At 64.8% G+C, this 23,874-nt stretch carries 28 protein-coding genes; 25 read left to right on the top strand and 3 right to left on the bottom strand.

All coding sequences use genetic code 11. The features are described 5' to 3' along the window. Nucleotides 1–60: 60 nt before the first annotated feature. Complete coding sequence (locus SFB74_RS13530; RefSeq protein WP_432731316.1) at nucleotides 61–1,134, bottom strand: phage portal protein; 1,074 nt, start codon at nucleotides 1,132–1,134, stop codon at nucleotides 61–63. Further along, nucleotides 1,131–3,137 (bottom strand): terminase large subunit domain-containing protein, encoded by a 2,007-nt coding sequence (locus SFB74_RS13525; RefSeq protein WP_432731315.1) that lies wholly within the window; start codon nucleotides 3,135–3,137, stop codon nucleotides 1,131–1,133. The genes SFB74_RS13530 and SFB74_RS13525 overlap by 4 nt, the downstream gene beginning before the upstream one ends. Nucleotides 3,138–3,204: 67 nt before the next feature. On the opposite strand from SFB74_RS13525, the gene SFB74_RS13520 reads away from it, so the two are divergent. From SFB74_RS13520 to SFB74_RS13405, 24 genes are all read left to right on the top strand, one after another. After that, nucleotides 3,205–4,080 carry a GPO family capsid scaffolding protein gene (locus tag SFB74_RS13520; RefSeq protein WP_432731314.1) on the top strand — a complete coding sequence of 292 codons (876 nt, stop codon included), beginning with the start codon at nucleotides 3,205–3,207 and terminating at the stop codon, nucleotides 4,078–4,080. 58 nt (nucleotides 4,081–4,138) lie between these two features. After that, nucleotides 4,139–5,158: a phage major capsid protein, P2 family gene (locus SFB74_RS13515; protein ID WP_432731313.1), complete on the top strand. Its 1,020-nt coding sequence runs from the start codon at nucleotides 4,139–4,141 to the stop codon at nucleotides 5,156–5,158. Nucleotides 5,159–5,243: 85 nt separating this feature from the next. Next, on the top strand, nucleotides 5,244–6,164 hold the full coding sequence (gpM, locus tag SFB74_RS13510) for a phage terminase small subunit (protein ID WP_432731312.1): 921 nt from the start codon (nucleotides 5,244–5,246) through the stop codon (nucleotides 6,162–6,164). 126 nt (nucleotides 6,165–6,290) lie between these two features. After that, nucleotides 6,291–6,788, top strand: a complete 498-nt coding sequence (locus tag SFB74_RS13505) for a head completion/stabilization protein (protein ID WP_432731311.1) — start codon at nucleotides 6,291–6,293, stop codon at nucleotides 6,786–6,788. 2 nt (nucleotides 6,789–6,790) lie between these two features. Beyond that, nucleotides 6,791–7,003 (top strand): tail protein X, encoded by a 213-nt coding sequence (locus SFB74_RS13500; RefSeq protein ID WP_418122528.1) that lies wholly within the window; start codon nucleotides 6,791–6,793, stop codon nucleotides 7,001–7,003. 158 nt (nucleotides 7,004–7,161) lie between these two features. Next, nucleotides 7,162–7,548, top strand: coding sequence for a hypothetical protein (locus SFB74_RS13495; protein ID WP_432731310.1), 387 nt, complete (start codon nucleotides 7,162–7,164; stop codon nucleotides 7,546–7,548). A gap of 7 nt (nucleotides 7,549–7,555) precedes the next feature. Next, complete coding sequence (locus tag SFB74_RS13490; RefSeq protein WP_432731309.1) at nucleotides 7,556–8,176, top strand: glycoside hydrolase family 19 protein; 621 nt, start codon at nucleotides 7,556–7,558, stop codon at nucleotides 8,174–8,176. Beyond that, complete coding sequence (locus SFB74_RS13485; RefSeq protein ID WP_432731308.1) at nucleotides 8,173–8,706, top strand: hypothetical protein; 534 nt, start codon at nucleotides 8,173–8,175, stop codon at nucleotides 8,704–8,706. Before SFB74_RS13490 ends, SFB74_RS13485 begins: the two co-directional genes overlap by 4 nt. 3 nt (nucleotides 8,707–8,709) lie before the next feature. Further along, nucleotides 8,710–9,195 (top strand): phage tail protein, encoded by a 486-nt coding sequence (locus SFB74_RS13480; protein ID WP_432731307.1) that lies wholly within the window; start codon nucleotides 8,710–8,712, stop codon nucleotides 9,193–9,195. Nucleotides 9,196–9,197: 2 nt separating this feature from the next. Next, nucleotides 9,198–9,668 (top strand): phage virion morphogenesis protein, encoded by a 471-nt coding sequence (locus tag SFB74_RS13475; RefSeq protein ID WP_432731306.1) that lies wholly within the window; start codon nucleotides 9,198–9,200, stop codon nucleotides 9,666–9,668. 92 nt (nucleotides 9,669–9,760) lie between these two features. After that, nucleotides 9,761–10,516 (top strand): phage baseplate assembly protein V, encoded by a 756-nt coding sequence (locus tag SFB74_RS13470; protein WP_432731305.1) that lies wholly within the window; start codon nucleotides 9,761–9,763, stop codon nucleotides 10,514–10,516. Further along, nucleotides 10,513–10,857, top strand: a complete 345-nt coding sequence (locus tag SFB74_RS13465) for a GPW/gp25 family protein (RefSeq protein ID WP_432731304.1) — start codon at nucleotides 10,513–10,515, stop codon at nucleotides 10,855–10,857. Before SFB74_RS13470 ends, SFB74_RS13465 begins: the two co-directional genes overlap by 4 nt. After that, complete coding sequence (locus SFB74_RS13460; RefSeq protein ID WP_432731303.1) at nucleotides 10,854–11,750, top strand: baseplate assembly protein; 897 nt, start codon at nucleotides 10,854–10,856, stop codon at nucleotides 11,748–11,750. Before SFB74_RS13465 ends, SFB74_RS13460 begins: the two co-directional genes overlap by 4 nt. Before the next feature lie 19 nt (nucleotides 11,751–11,769). Continuing rightward, complete coding sequence (locus SFB74_RS13455; protein WP_432731302.1) at nucleotides 11,770–12,321, top strand: phage tail protein I; 552 nt, start codon at nucleotides 11,770–11,772, stop codon at nucleotides 12,319–12,321. Continuing rightward, nucleotides 12,321–13,520: a hypothetical protein gene (locus tag SFB74_RS13450; RefSeq protein WP_432731301.1), complete on the top strand. Its 1,200-nt coding sequence runs from the start codon at nucleotides 12,321–12,323 to the stop codon at nucleotides 13,518–13,520. The genes SFB74_RS13455 and SFB74_RS13450 overlap by 1 nt, the downstream gene beginning before the upstream one ends. 16 nt (nucleotides 13,521–13,536) lie before the next feature. Continuing rightward, entirely contained in the window at nucleotides 13,537–14,172 is a 636-nt protein-coding gene (locus SFB74_RS13445; RefSeq protein WP_432731300.1) for a hypothetical protein, read from the top strand. Between the two features lie 37 nt (nucleotides 14,173–14,209). Then, the gene (locus SFB74_RS13440) at nucleotides 14,210–15,406 is read left to right on the top strand and encodes a phage tail sheath protein (RefSeq protein WP_432731299.1); all 1,197 of its coding nucleotides are present in this window, start codon (nucleotides 14,210–14,212) and stop codon (nucleotides 15,404–15,406) included. Between the two features lie 36 nt (nucleotides 15,407–15,442). Beyond that, nucleotides 15,443–15,967, top strand: a complete 525-nt coding sequence (locus SFB74_RS13435; RefSeq protein ID WP_126182928.1) for a phage major tail tube protein — start codon at nucleotides 15,443–15,445, stop codon at nucleotides 15,965–15,967. A 53-nt stretch (nucleotides 15,968–16,020) separates the two neighbouring features. Continuing rightward, the gene (locus tag SFB74_RS13430; RefSeq protein ID WP_432731298.1) at nucleotides 16,021–16,365 is read left to right on the top strand and encodes a phage tail assembly protein; all 345 of its coding nucleotides are present in this window, start codon (nucleotides 16,021–16,023) and stop codon (nucleotides 16,363–16,365) included. A gap of 8 nt (nucleotides 16,366–16,373) precedes the next feature. Continuing rightward, on the top strand, nucleotides 16,374–16,499 hold the full coding sequence (locus SFB74_RS13425; RefSeq protein ID WP_432731297.1) for a GpE family phage tail protein: 126 nt from the start codon (nucleotides 16,374–16,376) through the stop codon (nucleotides 16,497–16,499). Nucleotides 16,500–16,520: 21 nt separating this feature from the next. Continuing rightward, nucleotides 16,521–19,184 carry a phage tail tape measure protein gene (locus SFB74_RS13420; protein WP_432731296.1) on the top strand — a complete coding sequence of 888 codons (2,664 nt, stop codon included), beginning with the start codon at nucleotides 16,521–16,523 and terminating at the stop codon, nucleotides 19,182–19,184. A gap of 8 nt (nucleotides 19,185–19,192) precedes the next feature. Beyond that, nucleotides 19,193–19,684: a phage tail protein gene (locus tag SFB74_RS13415; protein WP_432731295.1), complete on the top strand. Its 492-nt coding sequence runs from the start codon at nucleotides 19,193–19,195 to the stop codon at nucleotides 19,682–19,684. 7 nt (nucleotides 19,685–19,691) lie between these two features. Beyond that, the gene (locus SFB74_RS13410) at nucleotides 19,692–20,855 is read left to right on the top strand and encodes a contractile injection system protein, VgrG/Pvc8 family (RefSeq protein ID WP_432731294.1); all 1,164 of its coding nucleotides are present in this window, start codon (nucleotides 19,692–19,694) and stop codon (nucleotides 20,853–20,855) included. Between the two features lie 333 nt (nucleotides 20,856–21,188). Further along, nucleotides 21,189–21,767 carry a hypothetical protein gene (locus SFB74_RS13405; RefSeq protein ID WP_432731293.1) on the top strand — a complete coding sequence of 193 codons (579 nt, stop codon included), beginning with the start codon at nucleotides 21,189–21,191 and terminating at the stop codon, nucleotides 21,765–21,767. An 89-nt stretch (nucleotides 21,768–21,856) separates the two neighbouring features. Here the strand turns inward: SFB74_RS13405 and SFB74_RS13400 are convergent, their stop codons facing one another. Continuing rightward, nucleotides 21,857–22,969 carry an HNH endonuclease gene (locus SFB74_RS13400; protein ID WP_432731292.1) on the bottom strand — a complete coding sequence of 371 codons (1,113 nt, stop codon included), beginning with the start codon at nucleotides 22,967–22,969 and terminating at the stop codon, nucleotides 21,857–21,859. Nucleotides 22,970–23,142: 173 nt separating this feature from the next. Between SFB74_RS13400 and SFB74_RS13395 the strand changes: the two genes are divergently transcribed. Next, a complete protein-coding gene (locus tag SFB74_RS13395; protein WP_432731291.1) occupies nucleotides 23,143–23,844 on the top strand; it encodes a hypothetical protein in 702 nt (233 codons plus the stop codon). The last annotated feature ends 30 nt before the right edge of the window (nucleotides 23,845–23,874 follow it).

Below are 23,874 nucleotides of genomic sequence, written 5' to 3'. Positions count from 1 at the left end.
CTCATTGCCTTCGGGCCCACGTCACGATGCCGTCGCTGTGCACGCACGTGCGATGAACCCTCAGCCCGCCGCGGCAGTGCTCGGCGTTTCGACGAACCGCACCAGCCCCTCCCCCGCCCACTCGTTCAGTTCGCGAAAGCGCTGCATCAGCGGCCGAATCTCGTTGTCGATGAATACGCCCAGCGCGTCCGGTGCATTGCCGAAGCCGCCGGCGTTGGTCGGCACGATGCCGAGCAGGCCCGGTGGCACGCGGTGGGCGGCGAGAACGTCATCCTTGCTCACGTTCTTGATGGCCGCGAAGTCATCCTTCGCCGCCACCTCGCTGACCGGGATCAGCTTCAGTCCGTCGGACTTGCCACCAGGCGCATGCAGGAACAGGTTCCGGAAATTGCCCGGCCCCTTCGCCCCCTTCAGCGCCTCGCGCAGCGCATCGGCATCGGTGGTACTGACCTGGGCATCCGACAGGTACAGGATGAACCCCGCATGCGAGCCGTTGGCGTAGTACTTGCGCCGGAACATCGTTGCCGACTCGTTTAGCCAGGCCGACTGCAGCGCACTGATGTACTCGGGCAGGCCATAGACTTCCTGATTGACGTCGTCCTCGCGCAGATGGAACACCGACCCGGCGGGGAACTCGTGCTCCTGATGCCAGCCCCGCACGAAGAAGTAGCGGCCCGCCTCTTCTCCGCGCCGCGTGAATTTGGCCAGCGCGTGCTGCAGCGCCAACGGCCGGCCGGTGACCGCGCGTGGCTGCTCGACGTAGGCATTGCCGAAGACCAGGAAATCCAGCGCCATCGCCCCGAACGTCGCGCTCGACAGCCGCGGGTGCGGCACGAACATCGCCTTCAGCAGGTTGCGCTTCAGGAAGATCGCAGAGCCGTGGTGCGGTGACGCGCGGAACGCGCTCGCCAGCCCTTCCCATGGAAGCGGCGGCTCGTACCAACGGCCGTTAAACATGCTCTCGACATAGTCGAGCAGCTGGATGCGGCTCACCGGCTCCGGGTCGCCGAAGCTGAAGGCCGCGACAGCACCGCCGCCCGACTGCGTCATCAGCCCAGCGCCGGAGGCGCCGGCATTGGCCAGCGGCGCGGCGTGCGTCGATCGGTGGGCGTGAGTGCCCTTGCGTTTGCTCATCCAAAAATCTCCATGCGAGAGCTGCCGCCGACAACGTCGCCGGCGAGTGTTTCGTTATCGAGCGCGTGCATCGTTGCCCACGCGAGATCTGCGTGGCCTGTCTCTTCCGAACGCCCCGAGTCGTAGGTCACGTTTCGGCCGCTGGCTGTGAGCACGCGCTTGATGGCCATGAATGACGCAGCGATGTCGGTCCATCCGGCATCGAACTCGAGCCTGCCCTTGTGAATCACCTGCTGCGCCTTAAGCACGAGGCGTTGCTTCACCTCGATGCTGTACTGGTAGCCCTTCACCTGGGGGAAGAACTTCTCGACGATCTGGAACACGCCGGCGCCAAGGCCCGTCTTGTCGATGCCGATATGCACGACGTTGTATTGCTGCGTGACGCGCCTGATCGCCTCTGCCTGGGCCTCGAAGTCCGAGCCCTTGAACTGCTCTCGGTGCAGGATGCGGAACTTGCCGCCCGGCACCCGCGGCGGCGCCACGACAACCAACGCCGCCGCATCGCCCTTGTCCGAAGGGTCATAGCCGACCCACACAGGGTGATGCGCATAGGGCCGGAGCCAAAGCGGCTTGACGTCGCTCCACGTCTCCCAGCTGTCGACCATGCAGGCCTGCATCTGTGCCAGCGTGAACAGCGAAAGGCTGTCGTCGATGAATTGGCACATGAAGAGGTTGGCGAACTCGTCGACGCTGTACTCCTCGCGCAGCTCGGCAATGTCGAAGAGATCAAAGCCCAGTGCGACCGCGTCTTCCACCGTGACGATGTCGCGCCACTTCCGGTCAAGGCCTAGCGCGCCGCCGCGCAACGCCCTGTGCGTCGTGTCGATGCGGACATGGTCTTTCTTCGCGCGGCCCTTATTCCTGTCGTCGCCTGTCCAGAACCCATATGCCTCGTGCGACATCGCCGACGGCGTCGAAAAGTAGGTCTTGCGCCAGTGCTTGTGCGAGGCCATCGCGCTCGCCAGCTTGTTGATGGTGCGGAAGCGCGGAACCCAGAAGAACTCGTCGAAGTAGAAGTCGCCGTGATACGACTGGGCCGTCATCGCGTTAGTGCCCAGGAAGATCAGCTCTGCGCCGTTCCACAGCTTGATGTTCTCGCCCTTGAGATCGACATCGACCTCTTTCGCGAAATCCACGATGTAGCTGCGGAACTGGTGCGCTTGCGCCTTCGAGGCCGACAGAAAGAGCTTGTTGCGCCCCTCCTTCGCGGCCGACAGCAGCGCCTCGCGCGAGAAATAGAACGTCGCGCCGATCTGCCGAGACTTGAGGATCGCGCGCAGCCGCTGGTACTGCTGATCGAACCACGTCTGATGGAACGGGAAGTTTGATTCGCGCAGCTTCGATTCGAGCAGCGCGATCTGGTCTTCGCTGAACTCGTTGCGCTTGGGCTTGCGCTTCGGCGCTGCATTGCGCGCTGCGATGTTCGGATTCAGGTCGCCCTCGCGCCCCGTCTGCTGGTACTTCTCGACGCGCGCCGTGCGCTCCAGCTGGCGGCCCAGCAGGTCGATTTCCTTGTAGTCCCCGCCCGTCTTCTCGGTCTTCAGGATCAGCTGAATGAGCCGCACTTCGAGCGCGCCGTTCACGCGGTCAAGCGGCTGCGCGTCGTCCCACTTGTCGGCCTCCTTCCAGCCGTAGACCGTCGACGCCGGCACGCCCAGATGCTCCGCGATCTGCTCGACCTTCCAGCCTGTCCACGCAAGGAACCGCGCCGCGGTGCGGGGTTGCGCCTGCGGCGTCAACGTGGCAATCTGGCCCGCCGCAGTGCTCGCGACGCTGCCGACATCGGCAGCAGGCGCCGCCGCTTTGGCGATGTTCGAAGCCCGTCCACGCTGGTGCGACGCGGACTTCTTCGCAGCGACAGAAACAGTCCGGCGAGTGCGGCCGGACACAGCGGATTTCAGGGGCATGCCGCCGAGGTTGCCCGCGCGCGCGAAGCATCGCCACCACGTCCACAGTGCCCGCCACTGCCACATGCGCAGCGGCTTGAGAGCGGACAGACGCACCGACACCATTGGCTCACCGCATCGCGAACACCACGCGAGCACCGTTCAACCAGCAGCGAGCCAACCAATGTCCACTCCCGCCAAGAAGCCGGTTTCCAAGTTCTTCCGCGTCGCCGTCGAAGGCGCGACCAGCGACGGCCGCGTCATCGACCGCGCGATGCTGGAGCAGATCGCCGCCAGCTATGACCCGAACGTCTACGGCGCCCGCATCAACATCGAGCACATGCGCGGCTACAGCCCGAACAGCGACTTCCGCGCCTACGGCGATGTCAGCGCTGTGAAGACCGGCGAAGTCGAGATCGGCGGCGTCAAGAAGCTCGCCCTCTTCGCGCAGATCTCCCCCACCGATGAGCTGATCGACCTCAACAAGAAGCGCCAGAAGATCTACTCGTCGATGGAAGTCCGCCCGCGCTTCGCCGACAGCGAGAAGGCCTATCTCGTCGGCTTGGCAGTCACCGACACCCCCGCGAGCCTCGGCACCGAAATGCTGGAGTTCGCGGCCAAGAACCCGAACTCCAACCCCTTCGCCGCGCGCAAGGAAAAGCCCGACGACCTCTTCACCGCCGCCGAAGAGTTCAGCCTCGAAATCGAGGACATGCCCGACGAAGGCGCTCTGGCCAAGTTCCGCGCGGCCGTCGCGGGCGCCCTGGCCAAGTTCCGCGCGGCCGTCGCGGGCGCCCTGGCCAAGTTCGGCGCGAAGACCGTCACCGACGATGCGCGCTTCGCCGCCGTCGCTGAAGGCTTCGAGCAGATCGGCGATGCCTTCGCAGCCCACGTCACCGCCACGGAACAGAAGCTGTCCACTCGCGACAAGACCATCACGGACCTGCAGGCCACTGTCGCCGACCTGAAAGCCAAGTACTCGGTCCTCGACAACACGCCCACCGGCACCACCCGCCCGCTGGCCACCGGCGGCAACGGGACCGCGAAGACCGACTGCTGAGCCGCGTCGACCACCCGCAAACACCCCCATTCGCAACACCACACAGGCAGCACACACCATGCGCAAAGAAACCCGCCAGGCCCTCGACGCTTACTTCGCCCAGCTGGCCACCCTCAACGAAGTGGCCAGCGTCGTTCAGAAATTCAACGTCGTGCCGCGCGTGCAGCAGACGCTGGAATCGAAGATGCAGGAGTCGAGCGCGTTCCTGCAGCGCATCAACGTCATCGGCGTCACCGAGCAAATGGCCGCCAAGGTCGGCGTCGGCGTCACCGGCCCGGTGGCCAGCCGCACGGACACCAGCGGCAATCTCACGCGCAAGCCGCGCAACGTCGCGGCGCTCGACGACAACCAAAACCGTTGCGTGCAGACCAACTTCGACACTGCCATCCGCTATGCGCAGCTCGATGCCTGGGCCGGCTTCCCCAACTTCCAGACGCTGCTGCGCGATGCCATCCTGCGGCGCCAGGCGCTGGACCGCATTTGCATCGGCTTCAACGGCACCAGCATCGCTGCCACGACGGACCTCGCCGCGAATCCCCTGCTGCAGGACGTCAACAAAGGCTGGCTACAGCAGATGCGCGAGCATGCACCGGAGAACGTGCTCGCCCAGGGCAGCAAGCAGGCCGGCAAGGTCATCGTCGGCGCGGACAAGGCGACCAGCGACTACGCCAACCTCGATGCCGTCGTGTACGACGCCATCACGCTGCTCGACCCGTGGAATCAGGAAGACCCGGACCTCGTGGCCGTTGTCGGCCGCGGGCTGATGCACGACAAGTACTTCCCGCTCGTCAACAAGGATCAGCCGCCGACCGAATCGCTGGCGGCCGACATCATCATCAGCCAGAAGCGCGTGGGCGGGCTGCAGGCCGTCACCGTGCCTTTCTTCCCGGCAGGCACCGTGCTGGTCACCAAGCTGAGCAACCTGTCGATGTACTGGCAACGCGACGCACGCCGCCGCAACATCAAGGACGTGCCCGAGCGCGACCAGATCGAGAACTACGAGTCGTCCAACGACGCCTATGTCGTCGAGGACTACGGCAGCGCTGCCCTCGTGGAACACATCGAGATCGCCGACTGAGCCACGCGCCAAAAGTCTGACGAAAGACAGCCACGCGGGCCGCCCCCCGGCCCGCGCTCTCTTCCCACCAGCCCGGAACACCACCATGCGCCCACTCAGCCCCGCACAGCGCCACCGCGCGCGCGTCATGCAAGAACAGGCCCAGGCTGCCAGCCCCTACGGCGTCGAGCTGCAGGGCGACGCCTACGGCCTCATGCGCGTCAAGCTCTCGCAGGACAAGACCCGCCTGTCGCAGATCCAGTCTCACGAGCGCCGCGCCGAAATGAAGGCCCGGCTGCTGCCGGAGTACTTCGACTGGATCTACACCTCGCTCGACACTGGCCGGGGCGCGGTGGACCAAGTGCTCACCACGTTGATGGTGTGGGCGTTCGACGCCGGAGCCTATCGCCTGGGCCTGGACATCGCCGCCTATGTCATCCGCCATCGCATGGCCATGGCCGACGACTACAAGCGCAGCCCGGCCGCCATCGTGATCGACGAACTGGCCAATGCCTACCTGAAGGGCCAATGGTCGCCTCTGTTCGTGCAGCTCGACGCCGAGAACGTGCGGCACCTGGCGCCCGTATCGCTCGACGAAGACCGCTCCCGCGCACGGGCGCAGGCTGCAGCGCTGCTCATCGAGGCCGACACCTTGACGGCCGAGCAGGACGCGCCCGATCAGGCACGCGCCAAGCTGCACAAGGCCATCGCCTACGCGGCACTCGGCAAGGTGCAGACGGCTGAAGAGCCCGACCTTTCCGCAATCGAACCGACCGCGCTGTCGCTGGCCCTCGCGCGCCTGCAGCGTGCACTGGAGCTGGACAGCAATGCCGGCGTGAAAAAGGACATCGAGCGCGTCGAGCGAGCGCTCAGCAAGGCCGGCGCGAGCGTCGAGCCGAAAGCGGAGGCGGCGACCACCGCCTCACCCGAACAACCCGCTACGGCCTCGCCGGCCAGCGGCCGCAAGAACGCGGCGCCGGCGAGGAAGTCGACGGCCCCCGCGCGCAAGCGCGCCGCCGCGAAGTAGCGAAACCGAGCACCCCCGCGTGCCGGGCGGCCCGTGGCGCTGCGTGAAAGGCTGAGCCATCACCACAACGCTCCACGGCCACCGCCCACCTATATCGCGCCAGAGACCTTAAGCCCGAGACCGACCATGTCCCTCATCGCTGCAGCCCCGCCCCTCGTGCGCACCACGCCGCCCAGCGACCCGGCGCCGCTGGGTAAGGTGTCCGCCGGCGCATGGTGGCCGGAGATAGACCTCGCAGCCCTGCGCGACGCCATGCGGCTCGACGGCACCATCACGCCCCAGCGCCTGCTGCCGGCCGTGCAGGAGGCGGTCGCGGCCACCATCGGACAGCTCGCCGACTGGGCGAAGCGCCGCGAGGACGAAGGCCACGCGTCGCTGGCCGCGGTGCCCGCCTTGAAGGTCGACGGCGAGTCCATCAACGTGCAGCGCTTCCGCCGCGCAGTGCACTGCTATGCCAAGGCCAACCTGATCGAGCGTTACAGCGACTACGACACCACCGGCCGCGAGCGCCGCAAGGACCAGGACGAAGCGCGCGAAGACCAGGCTGAGCACCATCGCCGCGATGCCACCTGGGCCGTGCGCGACATCCTGGGCGCGTCGCGCCTGACCGTCGAACTGATCTAGCCATGCCGCGGACCGTTGTCACCCAGCAGCACGACACGGTGGATCTGCTGTGCCTGCGTCACCTCGGCGCGACAGCGGGCGTCACCGAGGCAACGTACCGAATGAATCCCGGCCTCGCGGACCTGGGGCCGATCCTGCCGATTGGCCTCGCCGTCGTGCTGCCAGACCTCCCCGCCAATGCTGCGCGCGTCGACACCGTGCAGCTCTGGGACTAGGAGACATCGCCATGCCCACTTCAACCCTACGACACCACACCATGACCTAGCCCACCACCACCGCCGCAGCTGCCGGCACCGCTGCAGGCTACAAGCTGGCCCTGCTCTCGCTGCCCGTCATTGCCAGCCTGATCGCTTTCTGGCTCGGCATCCGCTTCGTGCCACTGCGCCCCGGCCAGGCGTGGAACGACCTCATCAATCGCGTCATGGGTTGCCTGGCCAGCTCGTTCATCCTCGGCACCATCGCCCTCGTGCTGCTCATGCAGCACAAGCCCGACGTCTTCACTGCCGGCGCCGCGCTCGCCCGGCTCGCCACGTTCCCGCCCGAGGCCGGCTTCTTCGTGATTACGGGCTGCGTGTTCGTGCTCTGCAGCATCCCTGGCCCGTGGATCGTGGCCGCGGCCTTCCTTTGGCTGGAGCGCCGCAAGGGTCGCGACATCGGTGAACTCGCCGCCGAGATCCGCGCCGGCCTCGGCAGCACGCGCACGCCCACCGCCGCCATGCCGCAGCCGATTTCCCCCACCGACTCCACCACCAAGCCCTGAACCCGCCATGCTCAGCCTGCAACAGCTCATTGCCGCCGGTCTCACGCCGAGCGTTGCGCGTGTCTTCCTGCCGCACCTGGTCGCCGCGTTTGATCGATTCGAGATCGATACGCCTCGGCGAATGGCCGCCTTCATTGGCGAGTACAGCCACGAAACCAGTGGGTTCACCCGCCTGGAAGAAAACCTCTACTACACCGACCCGGCACGCATCGCGCAGATGTTCTCCGCGCTGCGCGAGGTCGAAAAGGCGCGAGCCTTCACGCGCCAGCCCAAGGCACTCGCGAACAGGGTCTATGCCAACCGGAACGGCAACGGCAGCGAGGCCAGCGGCGACGGATGGAACTACCGCGGCCGAGGCCTCCCGCATCTCACCGGCCGCGGCAACTATCGCGCCGCAGGGGCTTCGCTGGGCCTGCCTCTTGAACAGAACCCGGACAAGGTCGCGGAGCCGGAAGCGGGCGTGCTCGTCGGCGCGTGGTACTGGAAAGCCAACGGCCTCAATGCTCTGGCCGACAGGTGGCAAATCGACGCGATCACGCGCGCGATCAACGGCGCCGCGATGGCGGGCCGCACCGACCGCGCCGAGCGCTGCAATCGCGCGCTCGACGCCCTGCTCTCGACGTCATGAACACCACGCTCATCGCCCTTGCCGCAGCGGTCCTCATCGCCGCTGGCTCGGCGCTACCCGCCTACTGGGTCGGAGACACGCACGGCGCGGCCCGCGTGCAACAGGCGTGGGACAACGACACAGCGAACCAAGCCACCGCCGCGGCCGAAGAGACCAACACCACCCGCACCAAGGAACAGGGCCATGCAAACAGCGTCACCCAGGCCGTCGACGATTTCCGCGCCGCGCAAGCGCCTGCTGCTGCCGACAGTGCTGCTCGCGTCGCTGACGCTGTGCGCTTGCAGCGCGCCGCCGAGGGCCGCGCCGCTCAGTACCTCGCTATGTCCAAGGCCGGCGAAGCTGAGCGAAACCGTCTTGCAAGCCATGCGGCCCGACTCGACAGCAGCCTTGCAGAAGGTCGACGCGTGGCTGAACAGCTCCGGGCTGATCTTGTCGACCGCGATCAACGAATCAGCCTCCTGGCCGACGTCATTCACGCCGACCGCGACCTCTTCGAAGACGGCGGCACCACCCAGGCCGCCGGGCACTGAGCGATGAAAAAGCCGCAGCTGCTGCGCGACCACATCACCCGCGCCTGTCCGGACCTGGCCACCAACCCCGAAAAGCTCACGGTCTTCATCGAGCGAGGGAACATCATCCACACGGGCCAGCCGGCGCTGTCCTTCGAGTACCGCTACACGCTGAATGTGGTCGTGACCGACTGGACCGGCAGCACTGACGTGCTCGTCGTGCCCGTCGTTGCGTGGCTCAAGCGCAATCAGCCGGACATCTTCGAGAACCCCGAGCGGCGCGCGAAGGCCTTCCGCTTCGAAGTCGAAATCATCGATCACGCCACATCCGACCTCGGCTTCGAGATCGAGCTGACCGAGACCGTCGCCGTTCAGGGCGGCACCGTGGACGGCATCAACCGCCTCACCACGAAGCACATCGGCGAGCCGCTGCTGGCTGGCGCCGAGCCCATCACGTCCATCGTCGACCTCGAAGCCGAATGGCGCATTCAGCCGCTTGATGAAGGTTGACCGTGGCCGACGCACTCAGCCGACTCGCCAGCTGGGCCGCGCCTCTGGTGGCCGGTCTTTCGGTAGTGCGCCGACGCGCGGCGATGGTGCAAATCTCAACCTACCTCCGGCGCAGCCAGGCCGAGCGCATCGGCGCGCAGCTGAACCCCGATGGCACGGCCTACGAGCAGCGCAAGCCACGCAAGCAGCTGCGCAACAAGAAGGGCGCGATCCGGCGCAAGATGTTCGAGAAGCTGCGCACCGCGAAGTACCTCCGCAAGGCGGCCACGGCCGAGAGCGCGACGATCACCATCGGCGGGCGCACCGCGCGCATTGCCCGCGTGCATCAGCGAGGCCTGCGCGACAAGGTCGATTGGCGCAAACCGAACAGCCCTACCGTGCAGTACCCGAAGCGCGAGCTGCTGGGCTTCACGCCGGCCGATGAGGACGCCATCACCGACATCCTGCTGCACCACGTCACCGCCAGCGGCTGACTTTGCGGGGGCCGCGCAACGCCCTTCGGTCCCCGTCACATGCACCGTTGCGTTAGCTCGCGCACGCGAGGGCCATCCGGCACATTGGGCGCATGCCCGGACCAACCGAATCGCCGCAACTCTTCGCTGATCTGCAACGCCAGATGGCGAACGTCGTGCGCATGGGCACGATCACCGACGTCGACCACGGCGCGACCCCGCCGCTGGTGCGCGTCCGGCTCACCGAGACGGGCAGCACCGACTGGCGACCGTACATCGAGCTGCGCGCCGGGAAGACCGGCACATGGAACCCGCCGACCGTTGGCGAGTGCGTCCTGTTCCTCTCGCCGAACGGAATGACCGAGGGCGGCTACGCGCTGCCGGGCCTGCCCACCGAGAGCCACCCGACGCCCAGCTCTGACCCAAACAAGACCGTCACGAAGTACCCCGACGGCGCTGTCGTGGAGTACGACCACGCCGCCCACAAGCTCAAGGTCACGCTGCCGGCTGACGGCACCGCGGACATCGAAGTCCCCGACGCGATCACCGTGAAATGCAAGACGGCCGACGTCACCGCCAGCGATAGCGCGAAGGTGCACTCGCAAGAGATCACGCTTGACGCGCCGAAGACCATCGCCACGGGCGAACTCGTCGTGCAGGGCCTGCTGACCTGGCTGTCCGGCATGGAAGGCTACGGCGTCGGACCTAGCGGCAAAGGCGCACAGATCGACTGCGATGTAGAGTTCATCAATGGCCATGGCGTGAAGACCGATGGCGGCGACATCGTCGCCGGCGAAATCAGCCTGCTGGAACACCGCACGTCCGGCGTGCAGGGCGGCGACGAGATCAGCGGGAAGCCCGTGCCATGAGCGGAATCTCCAAGACCACGGGCAAGGTGCTTTCGCGCCGAGAGCACATCGGGCAGTCCATCGATGACATCCTGACGACGGCCATCCGCACGCGCCTGATGCGTCGCAACTACGGCAGCTTTCTGCCTCAGCTGGTCGACCACCCGGCCACCGCAGCGAATCGGCTGCGACTCATTGCCGCGACGGCCCAGGCCATCATGAAGTGGGAGCCGCGCACGCGGCTGCTGAGGGTGACTGTGGCCTTCAACGCACAAGGCAAGTGCCAGATCCTCTTCGTGCGCCGCGACACCAACAGTGTCGACAGCACGACCTTCACCGTCACCGTTGCGGGGGCTGCATGAGCCTGGACATGTCGCTTCTGCCGGCGCCGGCGGTCATCGAAACACTCGACTACGAGGCCATCCTCGCCAAGCGCGTTGCGCTCTTTCAGGACGAGTGCCGAAAGGTCGGCTTCGACTACACGCTGCTGCTCGAATCCGACCCGGCAATGAAGCTGCTGCAGGTGCAGGCCTACCAAGAACTGGAGATGCGCCAGCGGATCAACGATGCGGCCAAGGCATGCATGCTCGCCTACGCCACGAAGACGGACCTCGACAACCTGGGCGCGAACTACCAAGTCTCCCGCCTGCTCGTCACGCCAGCAGATCCGAATGCGGTGCCGCCGGTTGAGGCCGTCTACGAAGACGACGAACGCTTCCGCGAGCGCATCCAGCTGGCACCCGAAGGAATCACCACGGCCGGCCCGGAGGAAAGCTACCGTTTCCACGCACTCTCTGCCAGCGCCGAAGTCGCGGATGTCCAAGTAGACAGCCCGCTGCCCGGCACCGTGCGCATCACCGTGCTGTCGACCGATCCATCGGGCGTGCCATCCGAGGCGCTGCTAGGCACCGTAGGCGGCGCGCTCAACGCGGAGAAGATCCGCCCGCTGTGCGACAGCGTGCCGGTGCAAGGCCCGCAGATCTTCGACACCGACATCGTCGCAAAGGTCTACCGCTACAAGGGGCCGGCCGATGACGTGGCTCTCGAGAACGGAGGGGTCGCGCTCAACAAGTGGCTGAAGCAGATTCGCAAGCTCGGCAAGGGACTGCCCCACTCAGGCATCGATGCCGCACTGCATCAACCGGGCGTGGACCGTGTCGAGATTACCGTCCCGCCGGACGACATGCTTTGCACGAAGACGCAATGGGTGCGGGTCAACACGATCACGGTGTTGCAGGAGGTCGTCGATGCCTAGCCTCACCCCTGCTCAGCGGTTGCTTCCCCCCAATCGCACCGCGCTGGAACTGGCTCTCGCCGGTACTTCGCCGATGGATCTGGACACCAATGGCCTGCGGCATCTGTGGACGGCCATGCGCTGCCTCGCACCGGTGCTGCCGTGGCTCTCGTGGACGCTGTCGGTCGAGGCCTGGCAGGACGCGAAGTCCGACGATGCCAAGCGCGCGCTGATCCTCAACAGCATCGAGATCCATCGCTACAAGGGCACGCCCTGGGCGATCCGTCTGCTGATCCGCTCGCTGGGCTTCGGCGAGGTGGACATCATCGAGCGCGTCGGCGGGCGCACCCACAACGGAACCATCCGCCGCGATGGCGTCTATCCGCACGCCTCGCTCGCCACTTCGTGGGCGACCTACATGGTGGCACTGCAGCGCCCCATCACCAACGCGCAGGCCGAGCGGCTGCGCAAGCTCCTGCCGTCCGTCGCCCCCGCGCGCTGCCATCTGGTCGCGCTGCGGTACGCCACGGTCGCGAACAGCCACAACGGCGCCACGCGACGCGACGGCGCCTATAACCACGGAAACGCCTGATGGCAAACCTCAACGAAACCGACCAGTGGGAGACAGGCGTCTACCAGCTGGAAGAAGATGACCCGGTCCTGGGCGGTCCTTCCGGCATCGACAACCGGCCCCCGCGCGAGCTGGCGAACCGCACGCGCTACCAGCGGGTACGAAACGTCACGCCGTGGGATCCCGCTTTCAGCTACCCGGCGAACGTCGCCTATGTCAGCTACGCCGGCGTCACCTGGAAAAGCGTGGCCGACAGCCTCAACATCTCACCCGGCACCGACGGCACGAAGTGGACGCGATGGGGCCATACCGCCGCCGAGCTCGCCGCCGCGCTCGGCGACAGCATGGCCGTTCACGAAGCCAAGGTGAACCCGCATCCCCAGTACGCCACGGATGCGGACTTGGCGGCGCATGTCGCTGACGCAGATCCGCACCCGCAGTACGCCTCGGATGCAGAGGTGCTCGCGCGATGGAACACCCATTTGACCGACGCAGATCCGCACCCGATCTACGCTTTCCGAGGGCCCTTCAACACCGTCCCCACCGCGAACATCGGCCCGGTCATCACGGTGCAGACGCCTCACATCCGGCAGATGGTCTGGAATGGCGCCGCCTACGTGCGCGCACCGTGGCATCAGCCGGGCATGGTGCTCTACAGCTACGACAACCCGTCGAGCATTCCGGGCTATCTGCCGATCCGCGCTGACGTGTCCTACAACCAGGCCAACTACCCCGACCTGGTCGCGCGCCTCGGACTGTCGGGCACCGGCACGTTCTCGCTCGTGGAGCTACGTGGCGAATTCATCCGCTGCTTGGACAACGGGCGCGGCGTCAATGCGTCGCGCGTGCTGCGCTCGGCCGAAGCTGCCGCCAACAACACGCACACCCATGGTGTCACGGACCCGGGTCACGGTCACTATGTCAACGACCCCGGCCACTTGCACGGCGGGTGGACCGACTCGGCGGGATCACATAACCACGGCATGAACGTGCCAACGCAGGTTGCCGACTCGGATCTCGGCACCTCGAACTACTCGGATTTCAGCATCGACACGCCCAGGCCCATCAACTGGGACGGCGCGCACGCCCACAACGTCGGCATCGATACCAGAAAGACCGGCGTCTACCTCAACAACAGCGCGACGGGTATTTCGATCAACGCGGACGGCTCAGAAGCGCGCCCGCGCAACGTCGCGTTCCCCGCGTGGATGAGCTACTGAAGCGGGCCCACACGTCATGACCAAAACCATCTACCTGATCGACCCCGAGTCCGGGTTCCTCATCGGCGAATCCACGCACCCGGTCGACCCTGTCGAAACCGAGCGCACCGGCCAGACTGTCTATGCGCTGCTCAATCCCGCGCTGGCGACCGAGACAGCACCGCCCAACGCTCCGAACGGCATGAGGGCGCGCATGGTGCCTGGCAAATGGGCCGTGGAGGCGATCCCGCCCGCGCCACAGCCCGAGATCCCTGCCACACCCTCGCCGCCGCCTCCGGCACCCGCGCCGACGTTCGAAGAGCGACAGGCAGCGCTGCGGGCCCACGTTCAGGAGTACATGGACGCCATGGCGCGCTCACTCGGCTACGACGACATCAAGACCGCGACCACCTACGCCGATGAGCCTTCCGTTCCGAAGTTCCAGAACGAAGGCCGCGCGCTGCGTGCGTGGCGGTCGGCTATCTGGGCCACCTGCTACGAGATCCTTGAGCGCGTGAAAGCCGGCCTTGCCAGCGAACCCAGCCAGGCGACGCTGACCGGCTTGCTGCCGGCTCTCACGATTCCACCGCTTGAGGCACCCGTCGTCCCCTCCCCCGAAGCGCCCGCAGAAGAGCAGGCCAACACGCCCAACGAACCGCCTGCGGCCGACTGACCGCATCGAATCCGAAACTTCATAGGAGCACTTCACCATGTCCACCGAATATCACCACGGCGTACGCGTTTTCGAAGTCGACGAAGGCGGCGCGACCATCCGCGTCGTCAGCACGGCCATCATCGGCATCGTGGCCACCGCGCCGCAGGCCGACCCGGCGGCCTTCCCGCTCAACACGCCGGTGCTGCTCACCAACCCCGGCGGCAGCGTCGGCAAGGCGGGCGCGGCCGGCACGCTGGCGAAGACATTGAAAGCTATCTCCCGGCAGGCCCAGGCCGTCACTATCGTGGTACGCGTCGAGCCCGGCGCCACCGACGCGGAAACCACCAGCAACGTGATCGGCACCACCACCGCCAATGGGCAGAAGACCGGCCTTCAGGCACTGCTCGCTGCGCAGGGCCAGGTCGGCTACAAGCCGCGCATCATCGGCACGCCTTACCTCGACACCGAGCCCGTCGCGGTCGAGATCGGGGTGGTTGCCGAGCAGCTGAAGGGGTTCACTTACGTCGCGGCGCGCAAGGCGGACGGCATGGCGTATGCCACCACAAAGGAAGAGGCGACTGCTTACCGCGGCAAATTCGGCAAGCGAGAAATCATGGTCATCTGGCCAAACTTCCTCGCATGGGACACCGCGACGAACGAGGTCGAGGTCGAAGCGGCCACGGCGTACGCCCTCGGCCTGCGCGCCAAGCTCGACCAGCAGATCGGCTGGCACAAGACCCTGTCGAACATCGTGGTGAATGGCCCACAGGGCATCAGTGCCGACGTGTTCTTCGACCTGCAGAGCCCGAGCAGCGACACGACGTACCTCAACGCGCTCGAAGTCACGACCATCATCAACCGCAGCGGCTACCGCTTCTGGGGCAACCGTACCACCGAGGCCCAGGGCGGAAAGTACTTCTTCGAGAACTACACCCGCACCGCCCAGGTGCTGGCGGACACGATGGCCGAGGCGCATTTCACGTTCGTGGACAAGCCCATGCACCCCACGCTCGTGAAGGACATGCTCGAAAACATCAACGCCAAGGGCAAAGACCTCGTGACGGGTGGCTACCTGATCGGCTTCGAAGCCTTCATCAATCCCGACCTCAACCCGAAAGAAGAACTCTTCGTCGGCCGCCTGCGCATCAGCTACCGCTACACGCCGGTGCCGCCGCTCGAAGACCTGGGCTTCCGCCAGACCATCACCGACGACTTTCTCGCCAACTTCGCCGCGGCCGTGCAGGCCGCCTGACCGGCGTCAACGCATCACGCATAGGAGCACACCACCATGGCACTGCCCAAGAAACTCAAGAACTTCGCCATGTTCGGCGACGGCGAAAGCTGGGTCGGAGAGATCCCCAGCGTCACCCTTCCCAAGATCACGAAGAAGACCGAGGAATATCGCGCCGGCGGCATGCATGGCCCGGTCGAGATCGACCTCGGCCACGAAAAGCTCGAGCTGGGCATCAAGGCCGGCGGCCTGAAGACCCAGCTCATCGCGATGCTCGGCTCGCAAACCGTGGGCGCCAACATCTTCCGGTTCGCCGGCGCCTACCAGGACGAAGCCACAGGCCAGGTGACCGCGGCCGAAGTCGTCATCCGCGGGCGTCTGCGCGAGTGGAACCCCAACGAGGCCAAGGCAGGCGAAGACAACGACCACGAGTTCACCATCGCCGCCAGCTACTACAAGCTGACCGTCAACGCCCAGGAACTGCTGGAGATCGACGTGCCCGGCATGGTGTTCCGCGTCGGCGGCACCGACCAGTACGACGCCATCCGCGCCGCTATCGGCATGGCCTTCGGCGTCAACTGACGCCAACCCGCGACCTCGCCCCCTGCCCTTCCCTTTCGAACTGAGCCACCACCATGAACGACGAAGCCCAACAGCCCACTACCGCCAGCAACACCGCCGCGCCCAGCGTGCCCAACACCATCACGCTCGACACGCCCATTCAGCGCGGCGCCACCACCATCGCCGAGATCGTCCTGCGCAAGCCCAACGCCGGCGAGCTGCGCGGACTCTCGCTGCAGCGATTGCACGCGGCCGATGCCGACGAACTGCTCAAGCTGCTGCCGCGCATCACCTCCCCGAGCCTCACGCCGCCCGAGTGCGCGCAGCTCGACCCCGCGGACCTGTCGGAGGCGGGAGGCGTCGTCATCAGTTTTTTGTTGAAGAAGGCAGTTCGGGACGCGGTCTTGCAGAGCGCGTAGAGGACGCCATGGCGGATCTGGCGCTCGTCTTCCACTGGCGCCCCCAGGACATGGACGGCCTTCCCCTGGCCGAACTGATGGACTGGCGCGAGGCCGCCCGCAAGCGGTACGCCCCAAGCAAGAACGACGACTGACCGCAACACCTTCGAACCACCATGGCCACCGCGCTAACCCTCAAGCTGATCCTGGCCGGCGCGGCCAAGGCGGTCAACGAACTCAAGCCGCTCGACGCGCAGAGCAAGGCCACGGCCGCAAGCCTGAAACAGTCGCGCGACGCCCTCAAGCTGCTCAACGGGCAGCTCGGCCAGGTCAATGCCATCCGGAAGTACCAAGCCGAACTGGCCAAGCAGGGCAACAGCCTGAAGGTGCTGCGCGCCAACCTCGACAGCGTCACACGCACCTACGGCGCGAACAGCGAGCAGGCCCGCTCGCTGCAGGGCCAGGTCGACCGCGCGACGGCCGCCTACGACAAGCAGCGTCATGCCCTCGTGCAGCTGCGCACCTCGGCCACTGCCAGCGGCATCGGCAAGCTGTCGACGGACCAGCATCGCCTGCAGGCCGAGATCACCTCGACGAACAGCGCCATCGCCCAGCAGAAGGCGCGCCTCGAAGCGCTGGCCAACGTCAGCAACCGCAAGGCGCAGCTGCAAAAGGGCTTCAACAGCGCCCGCGCCACGGCCGGGCACCTGGCCATGGCTGGCGCCGCCGGCGTCGGCACCGCCTACGGCATCCGGCGTGCCGTCACCGAGCCACTGCACCAGGTCCGCGAGTACGACACCACCAAGGCTCGAATCGAGGCCCTGGGCCTAGGCAAGGAGGACTCCGACCGCGCGATCGAGTACGCCAAGCGAATGAAGACCTTCGGCACCAGCATGAACGACAACCTCGGGTTGATGCTGGATGCGACCACAGCCTTTGCCGACGTGCATCACGCCGAAATGGTCATGCCTACCCTGGCCAAGATGAAATTCGCCAACACGGCCATGTTCGGCGAGGAAAACGGCAAGGACAACGAGCGCAAGTTCCTCGACATGCTGCGCGTGATCGAGCTGCGCGGCGGGCTCGCGAGCGAGAAAACCTTCACCGATCAGGCGGACATGGTGCAGCGGGTCATCACCGCCACCGGCGGCCGGGTCGGCCCGGAAGAATGGCTCAACTTCATCAAGACGGGCGGCGTCGCTGCCAAGGGCCTTAACGACTCGGCCATGTACTACCAGCTCGAAGCGCTCATCAGCGAAATGGGAGGCAACCGGGTTGGCACGGCCACGATGTCGGCCTATCAGAACCTCTACCAGGGCAAGACCACAAAGCGCGCAGCGAAGAACATCGAAGCGCTCGGACTGATCGGCGATCCTTCAAAGGTCTCGCACGACAAGACCGGTCAGCTGTCGTTCCTCAATCCCGGCGCGCTCAAGGGCAGCGAGCTTTTCCGAAGCAACCAGTTCGAATGGATGGAACAGGTGCTGCTGCCCGCGCTCAAGACCAAGGGCATCACCGAAAAGGAACAGGTGCTCGACACCATCGGCAGCATCTTTAGCAACCGAACGGCATCCAACCTGTTCGCTCAGATGTACCTGCAGCGCGATCAGATCCACAAGAACGCCAAGCTCAACGCCGGCGCCAACGGCATCACCCAGCTCGACCAGAAGGCGCGCGGCATCGTGAGTGGCCAGGAAGTCGAGGCCATGGCCCGCTTTCACAACGCCATGCTGCAGGCCGGCGAAGCGCTGCTGCCAACCTACATCAGCCTGCTCAACACCGCGGCGAGCGCGCTGCAGGGCATCACGAACTTCGCGCGTGAGAATCCCGTGCTCGCCTCCTACATCGGCAAGGCCGTGCTGTGGGTCGGTCTGCTGGCCGCCGGCTTCGGCGCGCTGACCTTGGGCGCCGCGGCGCTGCTCGGCCCCTTCGCTGTCGTTCGCTATGGCCTGGGCCTCTTCGGCGTCAAGGCCGCCGTGCTCTCGCCAGTGCTCACCGTGCTCACTCGCGTGCTGGGATTCGCGGCGACAGCCGTCATGTGGCTCGGTCGCGCGCTGCTGCTCAATCCAATCGGCCTGGCCGTGACCGCCATCGCGACGGCTGCTTTCCTCATCTACAAATACTGGGGACCGATCAGCGGCTTTTTCATCGGTCTGTGGGAGCGCGCGAAAGGCGCGTTCGCGGACTTCTGGCAATACCTCGGCGGATCGATGCCCGCGGCGCTGGCCACGGTTGGAGCTGCCATCGTCAACTGGTCGCCCCTCGGCCTGTTCTACCAAGCCTTTGCGGGCGTCATGCAGTGGTTTGGCATCGAGCTACCGGCCAAGTTCACGACCTTCGGCGCGCAGGTGATGCAGGGCTTGGTGAGTGGCATCACCGGCATGCTCGGCACCGTGCAAGAGGCCATCAACGGCGTGGCGGACTCCACCGTCGGCTGGTTCAAGGAAAAGCTCGGCATTCGCAGCCCCTCGCGCGTGTTCATGCAGGCCGGCGAGAACATCGTCGAGGGTGCCGCCATCGGGATCGACCGCACCCGGCCACTGCTGCGCGCCGCGGCGCTCGGCATGGCCGGCGCGACGGCCGCCGCCATGCCGGCCATGGCGGGCGAGTTTCCGCTCGCGCCCGGCAATTTCGACACGCGCGCGCCGCTTGCAGCCGTGCCGACCGGTCGTGCCGGCGGCGGGGTTGTCGTGCAGGGCGACACCATCACCATCAAAATCACCGCAGCGCCGGGCGCCGATGCGGCGCAGCTGGCGCGCGCCATTCGCGCGGAACTCGACAAGCGTGACGCCGACAAGCGCGCCCGCGCCCGCGGCGCCTTCATCGACTACGACAACTGACACCCGCCATGCTCTGCCTCGGCCTCTTCGTCTTCATGCTCGACACAATGAGCTACCAAGAGCTTCAGCGGCGCAGCAGCTGGAAGCACGCCTCGCAGCCGCTCGTGGGCGCGCGCAACGCCTCTCAGTACCTCGGGCCGGGCGACGACATCATCACGCTCAATGGCATCGTGGTGCCCGAGTTCGCGGGCACGCCGGCCAGCCTCTCGGTGCTGCGGCTCATGGCCGACCAGGGCGCCGCATGGGTGCTGGTGGAAGGCACCGGCACCATCTACGGCGCCTTCGTCATCACCGAGCTGCAGGAAACCCGCACCCTCTTCTTCGAGACAGGCGAAGCGCGCCGCATCGAGTTCACCCTCACCCTGCAGCGCGTCGACCAAGACGCGCAGGAAGTCGCCGAGCAGCTCATCGCCGACAGCATGGGCGACCTGGGCGCCCTGCTACAGGATGCGGCGGACAACATGGGCCTGTCGCTGGGCGTGGGCGCCGGCGTGGCGTGAACAGACCATGACCGACGTAGACGCCATCACCGCCACGCTGCCGACGGTCAACGTCAGCGCCAACAGCTGCAGACGCGACACCCGGCGCGCCGCGGCGCACCTCACGCCCATCTGGCGCATCACCGTCAACGGCGCCAACGTGTCCGATCGCATCCTGCCGCGCTTCGTGCGCCTCACCATCACCGATGACCGGCAGAACGATGCCGATGAGGTCGAGCTCGTCGTGAGCGACCACGACGGCGCCGTGGAGCTGCCGGACACCGGCGACACCGTCGAAGTGGCCATCGGCTGGCTCGGCGAGCCCAATGCGGCGCCCTATCGCCAGCTCACGACGGAAGAAATGGGCTTCCCCGTCGGCCTGGTCGAGAAAGGCGCATACACCGTGCAGGCGGTGGAGTACGCCGGCACGCCCGACGAGATCACCATCCGTGCGCGCGCGGCCAATCTGCTCGACAGCCTGCGAACGCTGCGCGATGAGTCATGGCACAAGACCACCGTGGGCGCGATCGTCAACAGCGTGGCCAGGCGCAACCGCATCGAGGCCGTCGTCGCCAAGGAAATCGCATCGCGCAAGGTGAAGCACGCGGACCAGCTCGGAGAATCGGACGCGTCCTTTCTTCGCCGGCTTGCGCAGACCTACGACTGTCTGTGCACGGTGAAGAACGGCAAGCTCCTGTTCAGCCAGGCTCGCGCCGCGCGCACGCCCAGTGGCAAGGTGCTGCCGCCGGTAGTCATCACGCGGCAGGATGGCGACAGCCACCGCTGGAGCCGCGCCGACCGCGACGCCTATAGCGGTGTGAAAGCATGGTGGAACAACATCAAGACCGGGCGCCGCAGTAGCGTCATCGCCGGCCTGAGTGGCCGCGCGAAGGAACTGCGCACGACCTTCGCGAGCGAAGCGGACGCTCTGGCCGCGGCCCGCGCCGAGTGGCTGCGTATTCAGCGCGGGATCTTCGATTTCGAGATCACCATCGCCTACGGCCGCGCTGACATCACACCGCAGCGGCCAGCGCGCGTGGCTGGCTACAAGAAGAAGATCGACGAGACGCCTTGGATCGTAGCCAGCGTGCGCCACACAATCGACCAATCCGGCTACGTCAGCCAGCTCACGCTGGAGACCGAGCAGGCTGAAGGTGTGGAAGGTCAAGAAGGCGCGGGTGCAGACAGCTGAAACGTCGGCTTTGCCGCGGACTCCGGGCAGAATGGGACCAAATGCAACTTTCGGCCAACCGCAGACGTTCGCTCGGAGGCGTAGGCTCGACGGGCATGATGCCGGTTTGCGCAGGTGATCTGTATCTGGGCAAGTGCAGAAAAACATCTAACCAAACAACTGATCTGAGAAACTCTTTCAGGTGATTCCAGTGTCCCAAAAATCCCGCACCAACCAGCTTAGGCTGCATATTCTGCGGTCTGCCTTACGTTAGGCCACCTGATGGACGAAAAGTATCTATGGCCCCTTGTTGGCGTAGTGCTTGGGTGGCTGCTGACATTCATCGCAACGCGAATGAAGGATTCAGAGGCGCGCCGAGGGCGGGTCGGACGGCTCCTGTCAAAGTTCGTTCTTGCGCACAACGAACTGCGCGTCATCATGACGGTCACCGAGGAATTCAAGAACCACGCTGACGACTGGGCTGACTACGAGCGATACCGAAAAGGGATTTCGGATCGCCATTTTCTTGAGCCGCCTGAGAAGGTGGATGGCCTTCAGAAGGCTATTGACGACGTGTCAACGGACTACCCACTACACGCGGTTAAGTTTCAAGCCATCCTAGACGCTCTGCTTAAAAGCAAGAAGACATCGCTCAGTGAGTCGGCTAAAAGCAGAGAGATGTACGTACGGGTCGCCTCATTGCACGAAGTTTCGCTAGACCTATGCGAGAAGCAACTCGTGAAGCACATCCGGCGGCTTTCCTGGATGCATGGAGTCATCACATACGCTCGTGTGCGCCGCATGTTGCGTAGCAAAAAAAGGCTAGAAACGCGGAACAACTCTTATCTGTTTAAGTTTTCAGGCGAGACATTCGCGGAGATGAAAAAGGCGAAGCAAAGATCGGCCGAAAAGGCCGGAGACGCCAAGCCCTGACACACGCGCAGCCCCAGGTTGACTCAACCTACAGCGTCCCGGGTCGCGGATGGCCACTACCAGCTAGTGCCAATCGAAGCGCACGCAGTCTACCGCTTGCTTAACTTTGCTTGATATTGCACGATCTGCTCGGCCATGGACTCTGCAAGCTTCCGGAGATGTTCTTCAGTAAGCATCTCGCCTTCACTCGCTCCGCATTCACGAAATGCCCGCTCGACCATTTCGGCGCTCGCTCGATCGGTCTCTTGCTTGCTCAGCCTTTCGAGCATGGTCTCAATAATTGGCTCTGCTGAGGCAATGACTTGGTCCGGTAGGCAATGCTTGTAGTCGAAAATCGATGCCACCGTCGCATGGTCAAAGCGAAGGTCGACATCAAGTTCTAGAACCTCGCTCGTGCGAGGGTCGATAAAGTGACTTGCATGGACAGTGGGGCCCCTGTAGTCCCTCGCGAGCTGAATCACTATCCTCCGCCAGCCGAAGAACTCGACATAGCCTAGTAATTGCCCTGCCGCCCCCACACTGCTTACTGCGACGCAATGCAGAGGAACACCTATAGGCCTGTTCAATACTGGGTCAGGTTCATTTATGAACCCGAAGCAAGGCTCAGCCGCAGTGTTGGTTAGGTACTCGCGGGCTTCGTGGCATACAGTCGCTGGCACCCCCTGCAAGGCCGCCCAACACAGGGCACTCTTCACAATTGACCGACCCGCAAGGACTCCGGCGAAATCTGTTGATACGTGAATGTATCCATCAAGCAGGTCGTTGCTGATCTGCGCGCTGGCGAGCACGGCCTCAACGTCGAGATCGGGGTGCCTCCGCGCAAGCTTTTTGACCATCGCTTTCGCCTCGTCCATCGATCTCGCCTGAATCTCATAGGCGATACATCCTGGGAGCTGTGTGGACTTAAACACCGGACTGACCTGCGTCATCGGCTTGCCGGGGTGAAGGAGCAGTTCTCCCCCGTTCGACGTCTGAACTTTCTCCGGCGGCGCCGGGCCCCGTTCGCGAACGACATCGAACGTAACGCTGAAGAAGTTGAGCTGCCTAGCCAGATCCGAGTCCCAGTCTTCGCCAGCGGTGTTGTTGCACGCCCTGCAGAGCACGCCTCGCTTCTTGAGCTTTCCCCCCACCGACGCGGGAATGATGTGCTCTAGCGAATCATTGCTGGAAACGAGTTCAGTCAGACAAATTACACAGTTCATCGCCTATGGTCTCCTCGCAGCGGACTTGCACTTGTCAAGCGTATCAGGCCACATCGCCGGAGGCGTTGGAAGTCACAGGCCAAGTACTTTGAACACTTACCAACGTGTGCCGGTACCCGTCTAACGGGCTTCCCGCTATCCTAGCTAAGTAGCCCCTACGCGGAAGCTCAAGAATGAAAACTCGCTTTGTCATCGAAGTGGAGGACTCGCCTCGAACGATGTTCAGCGTGCATGAAACGCGAGGCGGAGATCTGAACATCCACATAACAGGTGGAGGCAGGGCGTACTCCGCCGCTACCCTTGGCGAACTGGTAGCCATCTGTGACGAATCAAAAGCCGAGTTTTGCGAGAAGCATATTTCGGTTCACGCCAGCAAGAAAAGCGCATCGGTCAATGTCATTAAGCGGACCCAAACTTTCCCGAACAGAGAAGTGACCGAATGCCAAGTGACGACTGGCATCAAGCAAGACGACTTATTCGTGCCCGTTCTGTTCCGCGTTTGTGGTGATCTCTCACGAGACCGGTACCAGCTGCCTGCCAGGTGCAATGACCGACTTGAGCCTTTGGGACGTTATGACCCCATCGAAGGGCAACTTCGGTTCATGGTCGTATGCAGTAGGCGAGGAACATCGTTCCCGAAGGATGATGAACATCCCTCAAACGTGAAAGAAGTGAAATTCGATGGCTACACGTTAACAGTGATTTGGTCTTTTCTAGACAGAGCATCACATCCACAGGCGGTAGATTTTTTTCTGTCCACAAACAAAGAAACTGGGCCGATCCGGGGCCTTCAATGGTTTGAGATTTACAACGTCTACACCGATCTATACATGGCCCACGCACAAGAATATTTCAGAATCTACGGCGATGAATGACATCGGCCGCAGTTTGCGCGCCAAGGAGCA

Source organism: Variovorax xiamenensis (assembly GCF_050916385.1).
GTDB lineage: Bacteria > Pseudomonadota > Gammaproteobacteria > Burkholderiales > Burkholderiaceae_C > Variovorax.
Note: the sequence above shows the minus strand (reverse complement) of the source record. Positions and strands in the feature narration are given on the sequence as shown.